15 protein-coding genes are annotated in these 14,122 nt (G+C 68.7%); 7 read left to right on the top strand and 8 right to left on the bottom strand.

The window, feature by feature from the left end:
- Positions 1 to 36: 36 nt before the first annotated feature.
- The 3 genes from gndA to G6N26_RS04480 all read right to left on the bottom strand — a co-directional run bounded on the left by gndA (position 37) and on the right by G6N26_RS04480 (position 2,991).
- On the bottom strand, positions 37 to 1,506 hold the full coding sequence (gene gndA / locus G6N26_RS04490) for an NADP-dependent phosphogluconate dehydrogenase (protein ID WP_067175640.1): 1,470 nt from the start codon (positions 1,504 to 1,506) through the stop codon (positions 37 to 39).
- A 100-nt stretch (positions 1,507 to 1,606) separates the two neighbouring features.
- Positions 1,607 to 2,557, bottom strand: coding sequence for a M56 family metallopeptidase (locus tag G6N26_RS04485; RefSeq protein WP_083019632.1), 951 nt, complete (start codon positions 2,555 to 2,557; stop codon positions 1,607 to 1,609).
- A 14-nt stretch (positions 2,558 to 2,571) separates the two neighbouring features.
- The gene (locus G6N26_RS04480; protein WP_067175634.1) at positions 2,572 to 2,991 is read right to left on the bottom strand and encodes a BlaI/MecI/CopY family transcriptional regulator; all 420 of its coding nucleotides are present in this window, start codon (positions 2,989 to 2,991) and stop codon (positions 2,572 to 2,574) included.
- A gap of 337 nt (positions 2,992 to 3,328) precedes the next feature.
- Here G6N26_RS04480 and G6N26_RS04470 point away from each other — a divergent pair, with 337 nt between their 5' ends.
- The gene (locus tag G6N26_RS04470; protein ID WP_067175631.1) at positions 3,329 to 3,751 is read left to right on the top strand and encodes a PaaI family thioesterase; all 423 of its coding nucleotides are present in this window, start codon (positions 3,329 to 3,331) and stop codon (positions 3,749 to 3,751) included.
- Between the two features lie 69 nt (positions 3,752 to 3,820).
- Here the strand turns inward: G6N26_RS04470 and G6N26_RS04465 are convergent, their stop codons facing one another.
- From G6N26_RS04465 to G6N26_RS04450, 4 genes are all read right to left on the bottom strand, one after another.
- On the bottom strand, positions 3,821 to 5,206 hold the full coding sequence (locus G6N26_RS04465) for an NAD(P)/FAD-dependent oxidoreductase (protein ID WP_067175628.1): 1,386 nt from the start codon (positions 5,204 to 5,206) through the stop codon (positions 3,821 to 3,823).
- A gap of 195 nt (positions 5,207 to 5,401) precedes the next feature.
- On the bottom strand, positions 5,402 to 5,782 hold the full coding sequence (locus G6N26_RS04460) for a DUF4189 domain-containing protein (protein ID WP_083019630.1): 381 nt from the start codon (positions 5,780 to 5,782) through the stop codon (positions 5,402 to 5,404).
- A 101-nt stretch (positions 5,783 to 5,883) separates the two neighbouring features.
- Positions 5,884 to 6,807 carry an LLM class F420-dependent oxidoreductase gene (locus G6N26_RS04455; protein ID WP_179960342.1) on the bottom strand — a complete coding sequence of 308 codons (924 nt, stop codon included), beginning with the start codon at positions 6,805 to 6,807 and terminating at the stop codon, positions 5,884 to 5,886.
- Between the two features lie 57 nt (positions 6,808 to 6,864).
- Entirely contained in the window at positions 6,865 to 7,542 is a 678-nt protein-coding gene (locus G6N26_RS04450; protein ID WP_083019676.1) for an SDR family oxidoreductase, read from the bottom strand.
- A 187-nt stretch (positions 7,543 to 7,729) separates the two neighbouring features.
- Between G6N26_RS04450 and modA the strand changes: the two genes are divergently transcribed.
- The gene (gene modA, locus G6N26_RS04445; RefSeq protein ID WP_067175619.1) at positions 7,730 to 8,506 is read left to right on the top strand and encodes a molybdate ABC transporter substrate-binding protein; all 777 of its coding nucleotides are present in this window, start codon (positions 7,730 to 7,732) and stop codon (positions 8,504 to 8,506) included.
- A gap of 35 nt (positions 8,507 to 8,541) precedes the next feature.
- Here the strand turns inward: modA and G6N26_RS04440 are convergent, their stop codons facing one another.
- A complete protein-coding gene (locus G6N26_RS04440) occupies positions 8,542 to 9,222 on the bottom strand; it encodes a DUF2510 domain-containing protein (protein ID WP_083019628.1) in 681 nt (226 codons plus the stop codon).
- A 227-nt stretch (positions 9,223 to 9,449) separates the two neighbouring features.
- Here G6N26_RS04440 and G6N26_RS04435 point away from each other — a divergent pair, with 227 nt between their 5' ends.
- From G6N26_RS04435 to G6N26_RS04415, 5 genes are all read left to right on the top strand, one after another.
- Positions 9,450 to 10,247, top strand: a complete 798-nt coding sequence (locus tag G6N26_RS04435; RefSeq protein ID WP_179960341.1) for an ABC transporter permease — start codon at positions 9,450 to 9,452, stop codon at positions 10,245 to 10,247.
- 9 nt (positions 10,248 to 10,256) lie between these two features.
- Positions 10,257 to 11,360 carry a sulfate/molybdate ABC transporter ATP-binding protein gene (locus G6N26_RS04430; protein WP_083019625.1) on the top strand — a complete coding sequence of 368 codons (1,104 nt, stop codon included), beginning with the start codon at positions 10,257 to 10,259 and terminating at the stop codon, positions 11,358 to 11,360.
- A gap of 141 nt (positions 11,361 to 11,501) precedes the next feature.
- Positions 11,502 to 12,593 (top strand): alanine and proline-rich secreted protein Apa, encoded by a 1,092-nt coding sequence (locus G6N26_RS04425; protein WP_163648719.1) that lies wholly within the window; start codon positions 11,502 to 11,504, stop codon positions 12,591 to 12,593.
- A gap of 147 nt (positions 12,594 to 12,740) precedes the next feature.
- On the top strand, positions 12,741 to 13,040 hold the full coding sequence (locus G6N26_RS04420) for a GlsB/YeaQ/YmgE family stress response membrane protein (RefSeq protein ID WP_067175602.1): 300 nt from the start codon (positions 12,741 to 12,743) through the stop codon (positions 13,038 to 13,040).
- Positions 13,041 to 13,087: 47 nt separating this feature from the next.
- Entirely contained in the window at positions 13,088 to 14,116 is a 1,029-nt protein-coding gene (locus G6N26_RS04415) for a zinc-binding alcohol dehydrogenase family protein (RefSeq protein WP_083020060.1), read from the top strand.
- Positions 14,117 to 14,122: the final 6 nt, after the last annotated feature.

Here is a 14,122-nt window from a genome sequence, read left to right as displayed (position 1 = left end):
AACTCGAACCCCCTTACGCCCTCCAGTGTGGCCCAGTTAGGCGGGCACTTCGGTGCGATCGCCGCTCCACAGCGTGTGGAAGCGCTTGTCCGGGTCGTCATCGATGCGACCGTAGGTGTGCGCGCCGAAGAAGTCCCGCAACCCCTGGGTCAGCGCGGCGGGCAGCCGCTCGGTGCGCAGCGCGTCGTAGTAGGACAGCGCCGAGGCGAAGCCGGGGATCGGGATGCCCAACCGGGTGGCGGTCACCACGACGCGGCGCCAGCTGTCGATCGAGGCCTCGATGGCCTCGCGGAAGTACGGGGCGACGATCAGCGTCGGCAGGTCGGGGTTCTCGTCGAAGGCCTCTTTGATGCGGTTGAGGAACTTGGCCCGGATGATGCAGCCGCCGCGCCAGATGGTGGCCATGTCGCCGGGGGTGATGTCCCAGTCGTACTCGGCGCTGCCGGCCTGGATCTGGTTGAAGCCCTGCGCATAGGCGATGATCTTCGACGCGTACAGCGCGCGGCGCACGTCCTCGGTGAACTGTGTTGCGTCGGAAGGCTTTTCGCCGAGGTCGCCGGAGGCCAGTCCGGTGGTGGCCTTGCGCTGGGTCACCGACCCCGACAGCGCGCGGGCGAAGACCGCCTCGGCGATGCCGGTGACCGGCACGCCGAGGTCGAGGGCCGATTTGACCGTCCAGCGGCCGGTGCCCTTCTGCTCGGCCTCGTCGAGGATCAGGTCGACGAGCGGCTTGCCGGTCTTGGCGTCGGTCTGCTTGAGCACCTCGGCGGTGATCTCGATGAGGTAGCTGTCCAGGTCGCCGGAGTTCCACTCGGCGAACACGTCGGCGATCTCGCCGGCGGTCTTGCCGAGCCCGTCGCGCAGCAGCTGGTAGGCCTCGCCGATCAGCTGCATGTCGGAGTACTCGATGCCGTTGTGCACCATCTTGACGAAGTGACCGGCGCCGTCGGGACCGATGTGGGTGCAGCACGGCACCCCGTCGACGTGCGCGGAGATCTCCTCGAGCAGGGGGCCGAGGGACTTGTACGACTCGGCCGGGCCGCCGGGCATGATCGACGGGCCGTTGAGCGCGCCCTCCTCGCCGCCGGAGATGCCGGCGCCGACGAAGTGCAGGCCGCGCTCGCGCATCGCCTTCTCCCGGCGGATGGTGTCGGTGTAGAGGGCGTTGCCGCCGTCGATGATGATGTCGCCGTCTTCCATGGCGTCGGCCAGCTCGTTGATCACCGCGTCCGTCGGGTCGCCGGCCTTGACCATGATCAGCACCCGGCGCGGCTTTTCCAGCGCGTCGAGGAATTCGGCGATGGTCTCCGACCGCACGAAGTTGCCGTCGTCACCGTGCTCTTTGAGCAGCGCATCGGTTTTGGCGATCGACCGATTGTGCAGCGCCACGGTGTAGCCGTGGCGGGCGAAATTGCGGGCGATGTTCGACCCCATCACGGCCAGGCCCGTGACGCCAATCTGCGCGGTGCCGGTCTTGGAACCCGCCTGGGTGTCCGACGAACTCATGTCTTCGCCTCTCAATCGGGAGAACATTTCCGAAAAGCTTTCGGTGACACTGTGGCACAGCGCAGACAAGCGCGCCCGGGGTGATCGGCCCTGCGCGGCGTCAGAGGTTGAACAGGCGTTCCAGCTCGGTGAGCCAGGGCACGGCGAGCGCGATGGTGGGGACCACGAACACCGCCGCCGCGGCCAGGTAGGCGGCCGCCGACAGCGTGGCGCTGTTGCCGCGTCCGCCCAGCCGGCGCACGCGCAGCACCGTGCTGGGACCGCTCGCCGCGAGCGCGCCCGACGGCGCCCGCCCCGACGCGCAGGCGACCAGCGCCCGGGCCAGCGGGGCGCGGCCGGCGGCACGCACCGCGGCGTCGTCGGCGAGCAACTCGACCAGAAGCTGCACCGCACCCAGCGCGTTGGCGCTGCGGACCACCCGCGGGAAGGCCGCGTGCACAGCGGTGAACGCCTCCAGCACCAGGTCGTGCCGCGCCCTCAGGTGGGCCCGTTCGTGGGTGAGGATGGCCGCGACCTCGGCGTCGGCGAGCGTGCTCAGCGTGCCTTCGCTGACCACCACCCGGCTGCGCACACCCGGTAGGCAGTAGGCGAGCGGTTGGGGGACATCCAGCACGCGAAGGTCGCGCGTGCGGGTGCAGGACTGGGACAGGGCCGCGCCGTGGCCGACCCCGACCAGGTCGACGACCATGCGGTGATGGGCGCGCCGCTTCCGATTGGCGATGCCCACCCGGGCGACGGCGACCACCAATCGGGCGCCGACCAGCACAGTCAACGCGAAGACCCCGATGTAGGCCGCCCACAGCGGCCAGCCGAGCCGGTCGGCGGCGCCGAGGATGCTGGTCGTGGGCCGCCCGTCGGGTCCGGGCATGAGCAGCCGGGTGGCGATCGCGATCCCGGCGCTGAACGCCGACAGGACCGCGGCCAGCGCGACGGCTTGCCACAACACCATCGCGGCGCGTGGCGCGCGCAGCGGCCAGCGCGCGCGTGCCAACAGGGCCGGCACCGGGCCGGTCAGTAGCACCGCGAGAATGATGAAAGCCAGCGCGGACACACTGTTAGTGTCCCTCAGCCCTCCGGGCCCGCGCCAGCAGATGGCAAGTTATTGCGTTGATTGGCTTCCAGTTCGGCGAGCGCGCGCCGCAGTGCCTCGGCCTCGTCGGCGCCGACGCGCTCGACGAAGTGCACCAGCGCGGCCTGCCGGCCCCCGGAGTCCTCGGCCTGCGCGAGGGCGTCCACCATGAGGCCGGCGACCAGTTCGTCGCGGCCGTGCACGGGGGCGTACCGGTGCGCCCGGTCGTCGCGGATCTGGGAGACCAGGTTCTTCTTGGCCAGCCGCTGCAGCACGGTCATGATCGTGGTGTAGGCCAGGTCGCGCTGCGCCGACAACGCCTCATGGACCTGGCGAACCGTCTGAGGTTCGGGCGTGGACCACAAATGGTCCATGACGGCCCGTTCCAGATCCCCCAGCCGTGTCAGTTTGGCCATAGTTCGTTCATCTCCTGAGCGTCGAAACCAGACTACTCCCGCTTACTACCGGCCGTCGTACGGAAAGCTGACAAATCACTGTGCCGGCCACCGTGCGCGCCCCGTCGCGAACAAGTTGAACAATACCCCTTGCAAAGTTAGGGCAGCCTTGCCTATGCTAATCGAGTCGAGCGATAACGGACCGCGTGAGAGTCCTGAGGGCTGCAGTGACCCCCGGTCTACTCGATCGGCGAGCCCCGTGCCTTGTGCACGGGGCTCAGCCGTTTTCGGGGGTGTTCTCGAGCCAGTTGCCCTGCCGCGAAAGACGTCCCGCCCGCGATGGTGTAGACACAGGGACGTGCCAGAGCCGCAGGAACCGATCATTCCGCCGCATTTCTCCGCGCCCTTCGACCGCGAGATCGGCTTGCAATTCACCGAACTCAGCCCCGACGGGGCCCGCGCGCAGCTCGAGGTGACGCCCAAGCTGTTGCAGCCGATGGGGCTCGTGCACGGCGGCGTTTACTGCTCGATGATCGAAAGCATGGCCAGCGTCGCGGCCTACACGTGGCTGGCCACCCGTGGTGGCGGAAATGTCGTGGGAGTCAACAACAACACCGACTTCCTGCGCTCGATCGGCTCGGGCATGGTCTACGGCGTCGTCGAACCGATCCACCGCGGCCGGCGCCAGCAATTGTGGTTGGTCACCATCACCGACGACGACGATCGCGTGGTCGCCCGAGGCCAGGTGCGCCTGCAGAATCTCGAGCTGCGCGACAGCTGATCAAGGGATTGAGTCCAGGACCCGGGTCGCCGAATACCCAAGTCCGGGAACAGGACTGGGGAACGTGAGCTAGCTGGCCCGTCTGGCGACCGGGCGTTTGGTCTCCGCGGCCAGCACCGCCAGCTGCTCGAGGCGGGTGCGGGCGAACGCCTGCTGCTCGGTGATGGTGAGTTGGCCCCGTCGGGTGCTCAGGAACGTCACCGTCCAGGACAGCAGCGTGCTGATCTTGGTCTTGAACCCGACCAGGTAGACCAGGTGCAGCACGAGCCACGCGAACCAGGCGAACAGGCCGCTGAATTCGACCGGGCCGATCTTGGCCACCGCGGAAAATCGCGACACCGTGGCCATCGATCCCTTGTCGAAGTACTGGAACGGTTCCCGCTCGGCCGGGTTGGCGCCGTCGAGCTCGGCCTTGATCGTGTTCGCGACGTACTTGGCGCCCTGAATGGCACCCTGCGCGACGCCCGGCACGCCTTCGACCGCGGCCAGGTCGCCGATGACGAACACGTCGGGGTGGCCCGGGACGGACAGGTCGGGCAGCACCTTGACCCGCCCCGCCCGGTCGAGTTCGACCGTCGATTGGTCGGCGAGGTCGCGGCCCAGCGGACTGGCCGAAACGCCGGCGGACCATACCTTGCAAGCGGATTCGATGCGCCGCACGGTGCCGTCGGAGTCCTTGACGGTGATGCCGTTGCGATCGACGTCGGTGACCATGGCGCCCAGCTGAATCTCCACGCCCATCTTTTCCAGCCGGTCGGCGGCCCGCTGGCCCAGCTTGTCGCCGAAGGGTGGCAGCACCGCGGGGGCGGCGTCGAGCAGGATCACGCGCGCCTTGGTGGAGTCGATGTGGCGGAACGAGCCTTTGAGCGTGTAGGTCGCCAATTCCGCGATCTGCCCGGCCATTTCGACGCCGGTGGGGCCGGCGCCGATCACGGTGAAGGTCAACAGCTTGGCCCGTCGCTCCGGATCACGGGACCGCTCGGCCTGCTCGAAGGCGGACAGGATCCGGCCGCGGACCTCGAGCGCGTCGTCGATCGATTTCATGCCGGGGGCGAACTCGGCGAAATGGTCGTTCCCGAAGTACGACTGGCCCGCGCCGGCGGCGACAATCAAGCTGTCGTAAGGGGTTTCGTAGGTGTGGCCGAGCAGATCGGACACGACGAACTTGCCGGCCAAATCGATGTGGGTGACGTCGCCGAGCAGCACCTGGACGTTGCGCTGCCGACGCAGCACGACCCGGGTCGGCGGAGCGATGTCGCCTTCGGACACGATGCCCGTCGCCACCTGGTACAGCAGCGGCTGGAAGAGGTGGTGCGTGGTGCGCGCGATCAGCTTGATGTCGACGCCTGCGTGCTTGAGTTTCTTGGCAGCGTTGAGCCCGCCGAAGCCCGACCCGATGATGACGACCTGGTGGCGACGCTCCGGTCCAGCTGCGTTACCTGGCTGGGGGCTCATGTTTCCGCTGCTCCTGACGAGGGCTTTTGGACGCGCGACTGCAGATAGCAACCACGCTAGTCAGACGGATACCCGAAACCTAACTGGCAACATGTGTAATCAACCACACCGTGCGCATCACGCCTGGTCGTCGACCGGCGCTGTGGTGAAGTTATCAATCCCGCTGAGACAGCAGCGCCGCGCATCGCGTGGCCGTCATTGGGGGGCACCTTCTCCCGCGCAGTGGTCGTGGCCGGCCTGGACCATTCCGCCGGGTGCGCGCGCCAGCGCCGCCGCCTCGGCGTCCTCGCGCGTCGGACCCCAGCCCCCGAAATATCGGGATTTGGCCCCGTTCAAGGCGAGGGCCACGCAGCCGCCCTGGCCGCTGGCCAGCAGACGACAGTCGCTGATGCTCTTGCGGCACGTATCCATGGCCGCCTTTTCGGCCGCGCCCTGGCTGGCCGCGCCATCGGCGATGCTGATGTGCCCGGTGGAGTCCGATATCGCCATGGCGATCCAGGTGTCGTCGGCATGCGCGAGGGGGGCGGGGGCCAACGCCACGCCGACGGCGAGCGCGGCCCATGCTCGTTTCTTCATGGCCTCCCCGGCTTTTCTTGTGCGCTGCGCGACTGTGGCGCAGGTAAACGCTATTCGGGAAGTATTACCGCGCCACGACGAATCCGCGAGCCGCGTAGGGCCTAGAGCCCGACGAGCGGGCGCAGCGCTGCGCCGGCCGCCTCGACGATGCCCGGTGTGTAGAACGGCAGGTTGATGATCACGCCGTCGATGCCCGCGTCGATCACCTTGGTCTTGATCTGATCGGCGACCGAGTCCGGGTTGCCGACCACCATGCGCTGTTTCATCTCCGCGGGAATCTGGTCGAGGCTCGCGTTTTCGTCGATCATGACGGTGGTCAGCGTGCTGGTCTCCAGGGTGGCCGGGTCGCGGCCCACCTCCTCGCAGGAGCGTCGCACCACCTCCAACTTGCCGGGCAGTTCGTCGAAGCCCGCGATCACGTTGAGGTGGTCGAAATGCCGTGCGGCGAGCGGGATTGTCTTCTTTTCGCCGCTGCCGCCGATCATCAGCGGAATGTGGTCTCGGAAGCGGGGATTGGCGAACGCCTCGCTGGTGCGATACCACTTGCCCGAGAAGGTCGCCCGCTCGCCCTTGATCATCGGCAAGATGATCTCCAGTGCTTCGTCGAGCCGGTTGAATCTGTCGGTGAAGGTGCCGAATTCGAAACCCAGCTGGTCATGCTCGAGCTGGAACCAACCGGTGCCGATGCCCAGGATCGCGCGGCCCTGACTCACCACGTCCAGCGTGGTGATGGTCTTCGCCAGCAGGCTGGGGTTGCGATACGTATTGCCGGTCACCAGGGTGCCCAGCTGCACCCGCTCGGTGGCGGTGGCCAGCGCCCCCAGCGCGGTGTAGGCCTCCAGCATCGGCTGGTCGGGCGACCCCAACATCGGCAGTTGGTAGAAGTGGTCCATCACGAAAACCGAGTCGAATCCAGCGGATTCGGCCTCGCGCGCCTGGGCGATGACGGTGGGGAAGAGTTCCTCTACCCCGGTGCCGTAGGAAAAGTTGGGAATCTGCAAACCAAGTCGAATAGCCACGCTGATCACCGTAGCGATCGGCCGGGCGGGGGAGAAGGGTTTGCGACCGGCGCGGGTTACGCCTCAGGCGAACTGAGCCAGCGCGCCGTGGCTCACGTGCAACGTCTGACCGGTGATGTGGCGCGCCGCCGACGTGGTCAAGAACAGCGCCAGGCGCGCGACCTCGGCGGCCACCGGCGCGGGGGTGCGAGTGAGTCCGTCGTAGCCGGCGTGGGCGCTGCGCCCACTGGCGACGGCGTTGACCGTGATTCCGCGCGTGCCGAAGACGGCGGCCTGCCCCGCGGTCCAATTCGTCAGCGTCGCTTTGATTGCGGCATCGGCGCTGCCCGCCGGCGGGTTCTCGGGTACCACGCTGATGATCGACCCGCCCGACCGGAGATGATCGCCGACGGTCTGGAGCGTCAGCACCGCCGAAAGCACCGTCGCGTCAAGCGCTTTGCGCCACGCGTTGGCGGTGTCGGCGATCGAGTAGGTGCGCGGGTCCCCGGCCTCCCAGGTGGGCGCGGGCACGTTGACGATGGTGTCCAGGTGGTGGGGGAACAGCGGGCGGGCCTCTTCGAGGCTGGCCGGGTCGGTGGTGTCGCAGACGATCGCCTCGACCTCGAGTTCCTTGGCGGCGATCTCCAGATCGCTCTTGCGGGCGCCCACGAGGGTCACTTTGTGGCCGTCGTCGCGGAAGCCCTCGGCCACCGCGCGTCCCAGCTCCGTGTCTCCGCCGGTAACCAGTACCTCCACTGCCATGACCTCCTCTGCCTGGGACCTCAGCACGTTATGGCGTCAATCCCCGTATATGTTACTGGACAGTAGCTAGCTGACGAAATTTTTGCCGCCGCGACGCGCGGATCATTTGGGTAACTCTTTGGGCGACACTTTTTGCGGCGATTCGGCCGCCAGGGCGACCGCATCATCGGCGGGCTAGGGTGCATCCATGCGTCGGATCGGGTTCCTGGCCGGTTTGCTTTCGACGGTGCTGCTGGCGGGTCTGGTCGGGTGCGGTTCCCCACCGCCGCCGGCGCAGTCGTCGCAAGCCCCTGGGAAGGTGATGGTGTTTGCCGCCGCGTCGCTCAAACCGACGTTCACGCGGCTCGGCCAGCAGTTCACGGCCGAAAACCCGGGCGGCGGCGTCGAATTCGAGTTCGCCGGCTCCTCCGAGCTGGCCACCCAGTTGACACAGGGCGCCACCGCCGACGTCTTCGCGTCGGCCGATACCGCGCAGATGGACACGGTCAGCAAGGCGGGCCTGCTGAGCGGTGACCCGAGGAACTTCGCGTCGAACACGTTGGTCATCGTCACCGCGCCGGGCAACCCGAAAAAGATCGGCTCCTTCGCCGATCTGGCCGAGCCGGGCCGCACCGTGGTGACGTGCCAGCACCCGGTGCCGTGCGGCGCGGCCACCCATCGCGTCGAAGACAGCACCGGGGTGCACCTCAACCCGGTCAGCGAGGAACTCAGCGTGACGGACGCCCTGAACAAGGTCACCAGCGGCCAGGCCGACGCCGCGCTGGTCTACGTCACCGACGCCAAGGCGGCCGGCGACAAGGTCGCGACCGTGGCCTTCCCCGAGGCCGCCGGCGCCGTGAACGTCTATCCCATCGGGGTGTTGAAGAAGGCTCCGCATTCCGCGCAGGCGCAGAAGTTCGTCGATTTGGTGACCTCCCCGGCCGGCCAGCAGATTTTGGCCCAGGCGGGTTTCGCCAAGCCTTGATCGCGATCCACCGCGGCGACGGTGCTCGTCGTCGCCTAAGGCTGGAACGCCGGGAGGATCGAGCCGGAATCGCGGATCTCCCAAATGCTGTTCTTGGTCACGCCGTCGAAGTTGATCTTGTTCAACGTCGCCCGCGAGTAGGTGAGGTCGATGGCGACCTGGGTCGAGGTATTGCCGTACGGGTCGGTCATCGGGAAGGTGCCCTGAACGTTCACCGCGGCGGCGTCGGGGTAGGTCGCCCGGGCGTACCGGAGGATGTCGATGGTGTCCAGCCGCGCACCGTCTTTGATCAGCAGCTCGGTGTAGTTGTCGCGGATGGCGAATAACGCGTCGACGAGTTCGCCGTCCGGGCCTGCTGCGGTCGTGAACGTGACGCCGTCGGGCTTCTTGGGGCCGGCCGGCGTCGAGGGGGCCGCCTCGGCGGGTGTCGACGGCCCCGCCGTGGTCGTACCGCCCGATGAGGGTTGGCTGTCGTTTCTGTCGCCGAAACCCCAGCTTTTACCGACGATGACGAGGAGAACCAGCACGGTGAGTACCGACAGCGCCAGGGCGACCTTTCCCGAGACGCCCTTCTGGGGCGGCTCGGTGGCGAAAGCCCATTCGCTAGTCCAGTTGGTGCCGTCGAAATACCGTTGCAGCCCGTGTCCAACCCCTGCGGGATCGGGGTACCAGCCCGGCGCCGATTTGGGCGGGGGCGGCGCCTGTTCAGATGGCATCCATGCACCTTCGTCCTGGCGGTGATCTTCCGGCTACCCGTGGCGATGGCCGCGCAAAACCATTCTCGTCGCTCCGGCTGACCACCGGTCGCCGGGGCGCCACTTACGCCCGTCGGCGGGTCTCGCTCCCACTACGCGCGCAGCCCACGGCATTCCGGTGTAATGCGAGGAGCGGGTGAGCTGTTCCCGCGTGAGTTGTCGAGGTGACCGCCGGCAGGAGGGTAGGTATTAGCGCACACAGCACGGATCTGCCCCGCTGGGTGTATCTGCCCGCGGCCGTCGGGACCGTCTTCGTGGTATTGCCGTTGCTGGCCATCGCGATCAAGGTCGACTGGCCGCACTTCTGGTCGTTGATCACGAGTTCCTCGTCGCGCACCGCGCTGGCGCTCAGCCTGCAGACCGCCACCGCCAGCACCGCGTTGTGCGTGGCGCTGGGCGTGCCGATGGCACTGGTGCTGGCCCGCAGCACGGCGCGGCCGGTGCGGTTGCTGCGGCCACTGATCCTGCTGCCGCTGGTGCTGCCGCCGGTCGTGGGGGGCATCGCCCTGCTGTACGCGTTCGGGCGGCTCGGCTTGCTCGGCCGGTACCTGGAGGCCGCCGGCATCAGCATCGCCTTCAGCACCACCGCCGTCGTGCTGGCGCAGACGTTCGTCTCGCTGCCGTTCCTGGTGATCTCGCTGGAGGGCGCCGCGCGCACCGCGGGCGCCGATTTCGAGGTGGTGGCCGCGACGCTGGGGGCGCGGCCGAGCGCGGTGTGGTGGCGCGTCACCCTGCCGCTGTTGGTGCCGGGGGTCGTTTCGGGCGCGGTGTTGGCGTTCGCCCGTTCGCTGGGGGAGTTCGGCGCCACCCTGACCTTCGCCGGCTCGCGGCAAGGCGTGACCCGCACGCTGCCGCTGGAGATTTATTTGCAGCGCGTGACCGACGCCGACGCGGCCGTGGCGTTGTCGATCCTGCTGGTGGTGGTGGCGGCCCTGGTGGTGCTGGGGCTGGGCGCGCGCCGGCTGACCGGGGCCGACGCCAGGTAGGGCGGGGTCATGAGCGAATTGCAGCTGCGCGCGGTCGTCGCCGAACGTCAGGTGGATGTGGAGTTCTCGGTGGCCGCGGGAGAGGTGCTCGCGGTGCTCGGTCCCAACGGCGCGGGCAAATCGACTGTCCTGCATGTCATCGCGGGCCTGCTTCGGCCCGACCGCGGGGCGGTGCGGTTGGGCGAGCGGGTCTTGACCGACACCGCGGCCGGGATCAACGTCCCGACGCACGACCGCCGGGTGGGGCTGTTGCTGCAAGACGCATTGTTGTTCCCGCACATGAGCGTTGCCGCCAACGTCGCTTTCGGACCGCACAGTCGTCGCGCGAGGCTGCGCCCGGCCCGCGCGGCGGAGAAAGCGACGGCGGCCCGCTGGTTGCGCGAGGTGGACGCCGAGCGCCTCGCCGACCGAAAACCGCGACAGCTCTCCGGCGGGCAGGCTCAGCGGGTTGCGATCGCGCGGGCGCTGGCGGCCGAACCCGACGTGTTGCTCCTCGATGAACCCCTGGCCGGCCTCGACGTCGCCGCGGCCGCCGCGATCCGGGCCGTGCTGCGCCAGGTCATCTCCCGCACCGGCTGCGCCGCGATCCTGGTCACCCACGACCTGCTGGACGTGTTCACGTTGGCCGATCGAGTGCTGGTGCTCGAGTCCGGCAAGGCCGCCGAAATCGGCCCGGTGCCCGAGGTGCTCACCGCGCCTCGCAGTCATTTCGCGGCCCGCATCGCCGGCATCAACCTGGTCAACGGAACGGTCGATCGCGACGGCTCGCTGCTCGCGCCCTCGGGCGACCGCTGGTACGCGGCCCATGATGCGCGAGGCGACCTGGTCTCACCCGAGCAGCATGCGATCGCGGTGTTCCCGCCCACGGTGGTCGCCGTCTACCGCGATCAGCCGCACGGCAGCCCCCGCAACGCCGTTGAGGTGACCGTGGCCGAGCTGGATATCCGCGGGTCGGCGGTGTTGGTGCGCGGCGCTCAGCAACCCGACGGGGCCCCGGGCCTGGCCGCGGAGATCACCGCGGACGCCGCCGCGGAGTTGCGATTGGCGCCGGGGGATCGGGTGTGGTTCTCGGTGAAAGCCCATGAGGTGACGCTGTATCCGGCCGCCCACTGAGCGCCGGCGAAAAAGGTTCGGGCGGCACCCGATGTCCGGACGGCGCGCGGCAGGTTGCACATTGGCAACATCGACACAACTGCGCTGCATTAGTCCGCAAAGCTCCTTGCGTCACAGCGGTAACACGGTAGGTTCGTCGCCATGGAGCAGGTGGAACCGATTTCGACACGCCGCAAAGGACTGTGGACGACGCTGGCCATCACCACGGTCAGTGGTGCCAGCGCACTCGCCATCGCGTTGCCGGCGACCTCGAACGCCGATCCCGAAGTCCCGACCCCCGTCCCGCCGAGCACGGCCACGGCCCCGCCCGCACCTGGGGCGCCTGCCGCGCCGGCAGCGCCCGCCGCGCCCGCGCCGAATGCGCAACCGGCACCGGGTGATCCCAACGCGGTCCCGCCGCCCCTCGGCCCGAACGGGGCGCCGCCACCGCCCGTCGACCCCAACGCGCCCCCGCCGCCGGTCGACCCCAACGCGCCTCCGCCACCGCCGGTCGACCCGAACGCCGGGCGGATCAACAACGCCGTCGGGGGATTCAGCTATGTCCTGCCCGCCGGCTGGGTGGAGTCGGACGCCTCCCACCTGGACTACGGCTCGGCGCTGCTGAGCAAGGTGACGGGTCCGCCCCCGATGCCCGACCAGCCACCGCTGGTGGCCAACGACACCCGCATCGTGATGGGCCGCCTCGACCAAAAGCTTTACGCCAGCGCGGAAGCCGACAACGCCAAGGCCGCGGTGCGGCTGGGTTCGGACATGGGTGAGTTCTTCATGCCCTATCCCGGCACGCGGATCAACCAGGAGAGCACCCCATTGGCCGGCGCCAACGGAAGCACCGGGAGTGGGTCGTACTACGAGGTCAAATTCAGTGACGCCTCCAAGCCGAACGGCCAGATTTGGACCGGCGTGATCGGGTCGGCCAATGGCGGGAACGCGCAACGCTGGTTTGTGGTCTGGCTCGGCACCTCCAACGACCCGGTGGACCGCGGCGCGGCCAAGGCGCTCACCGAGTCGATCCAGGCGTGGACACCGCCGGCAGCTCCGCCACCGCCCCCGGGCGCCCCGGCGCCGCCGGGTGCGCCCGCACCAGCACCAGCACCGGCCGCTCCGGGCGCGCCCGCCGCACCGGCGGCTCCGGGAGCACCGGCGCCGGCGCCCGCACCGGTCCCGGGTCAGGCGCCGGCCGTAGAGGTCAGCCCCACCCCCGCGCCGGCGCCGCAGCAAACGCTGTCGGCCTGACCGGCCGGACCCTTCGCGGGCCCGGCCGGAAAACCGGTTGGGCAACCGTCTCCGTTTCGGCACTCGTTTCGTGACCCAAACTGGGTATACCGAAGTGACGGCCCAGCAAAGCGCTGGGCTTTGCCAGCGATTGCAAGGAGACCCGCAATGGACATCTTGGCAGCTACGGAATTCCTCGCTCGATCAAGCACACTCACCAGCGTGGGCTGGATCGGTTACATCATCATCGGTGGTATCGCCGGTGCGATCGCCAGCAAGATCATCCGCGGTAGCGGAGCCGGAATCCTGATGGACATCGTGATCGGCATCGTGGGCGCGCTGGTCGGCGGCTTCATCTTGAGCTTCTTCGTCGACACCGCGAGCGGTGGCTACTTCTTCACCTTCTTCACCGCGTTGCTCGGCTCGTTGATCCTGCTCTGGATCGTCGGCATGGTGCGCAGGACCTAGCCGACCGAACCCGTTGCGGCCGTGGTGGTCAGCGGCATGATGGAGCGATGGCCCCACCGGTGACCACCACGGCAATGCACGCCTGGCGCGTGCGTCGACCCGGGCCGATGGCTACCGGCCCGCTCGAGCAGGTCATCACCGAGGTGCCGCGGCCGGGGCCGTCCGAACTGCTGGTGGCGGTGCGCGCCTGCGGGGTCTGCCGCACCGATCTGCACGTCACTGAAGGCGACCTTCCCGTCCACCGCGACCGGGTCACGCCCGGACATGAGGTGGTCGGCGAGGTCGTCGAGGTCGGCTCCGAGGCGGGAGACGAGTTCGGGGTGGGGGACCGGGTGGGCATCGCCTGGCTGCGCCACACCTGCGGCGTGTGCAAATACTGCCGTCGCGGCGACGAGAACCTGTGCCCCGAGTCGCGCTACACGGGGTGGGACGCTGACGGCGGCTACGCCGAATTCGCCACCGTCCCAGCCGCTTTCGCACACCCCCTACCCGCCGGCTACAGTGACAGCGAACTCGCCCCGTTGTTGTGCGCGGGCATCATCGGTTACCGCTCGCTCCTTCGCGCCGAGTTGCCGCCCGGTGGGCGCCTGGGGCTCTACGGTTTTGGCGGCAGCGCACACATCACCGCGCAGGTCGCCCTGGCCCAGGGCGCCGAGGTGCACGTGATGACGCGCGGATCCCGGGCCCGCGAGTTGGCATTGGAACTCGGCGCGGCATCCGCCCAGGGCGCGGCGGATCCGCCGCCGCTGCCGCTGGACGCCGCGATCTTGTTCGCTCCGGTCGGTGATCTGGTGTTGCCCGCGCTGGAGGCGCTGGATCGCGGTGGCACCCTGGCGATCGCCGGGATCCACCTGTCGGACATCCCGACGCTGAACTACCAGCGCCACCTGTTTCAGGAACGCCAGGTCCGATCGGTCACGTCCAACACCCGTGCCGACGCGCGCGCCTTCCTCGACTTCGCGGGCGAGCACCACATCGAGGTGACCACGCCGGAATACCCTCTTGGACAAGCCGATCAAGCGTTGGCGGATCTGAGCGCCGGGCGCATCGCGGGGGCGGCGGTGCTGCTGGCGTGACCGGTC

The organism is Mycobacterium marseillense, assembly GCF_010731675.1.
Classification (GTDB): Bacteria; Actinomycetota; Actinomycetes; order Mycobacteriales; family Mycobacteriaceae; genus Mycobacterium; species Mycobacterium marseillense.
This window is presented reverse-complemented; position numbering and strand designations above follow the sequence as displayed.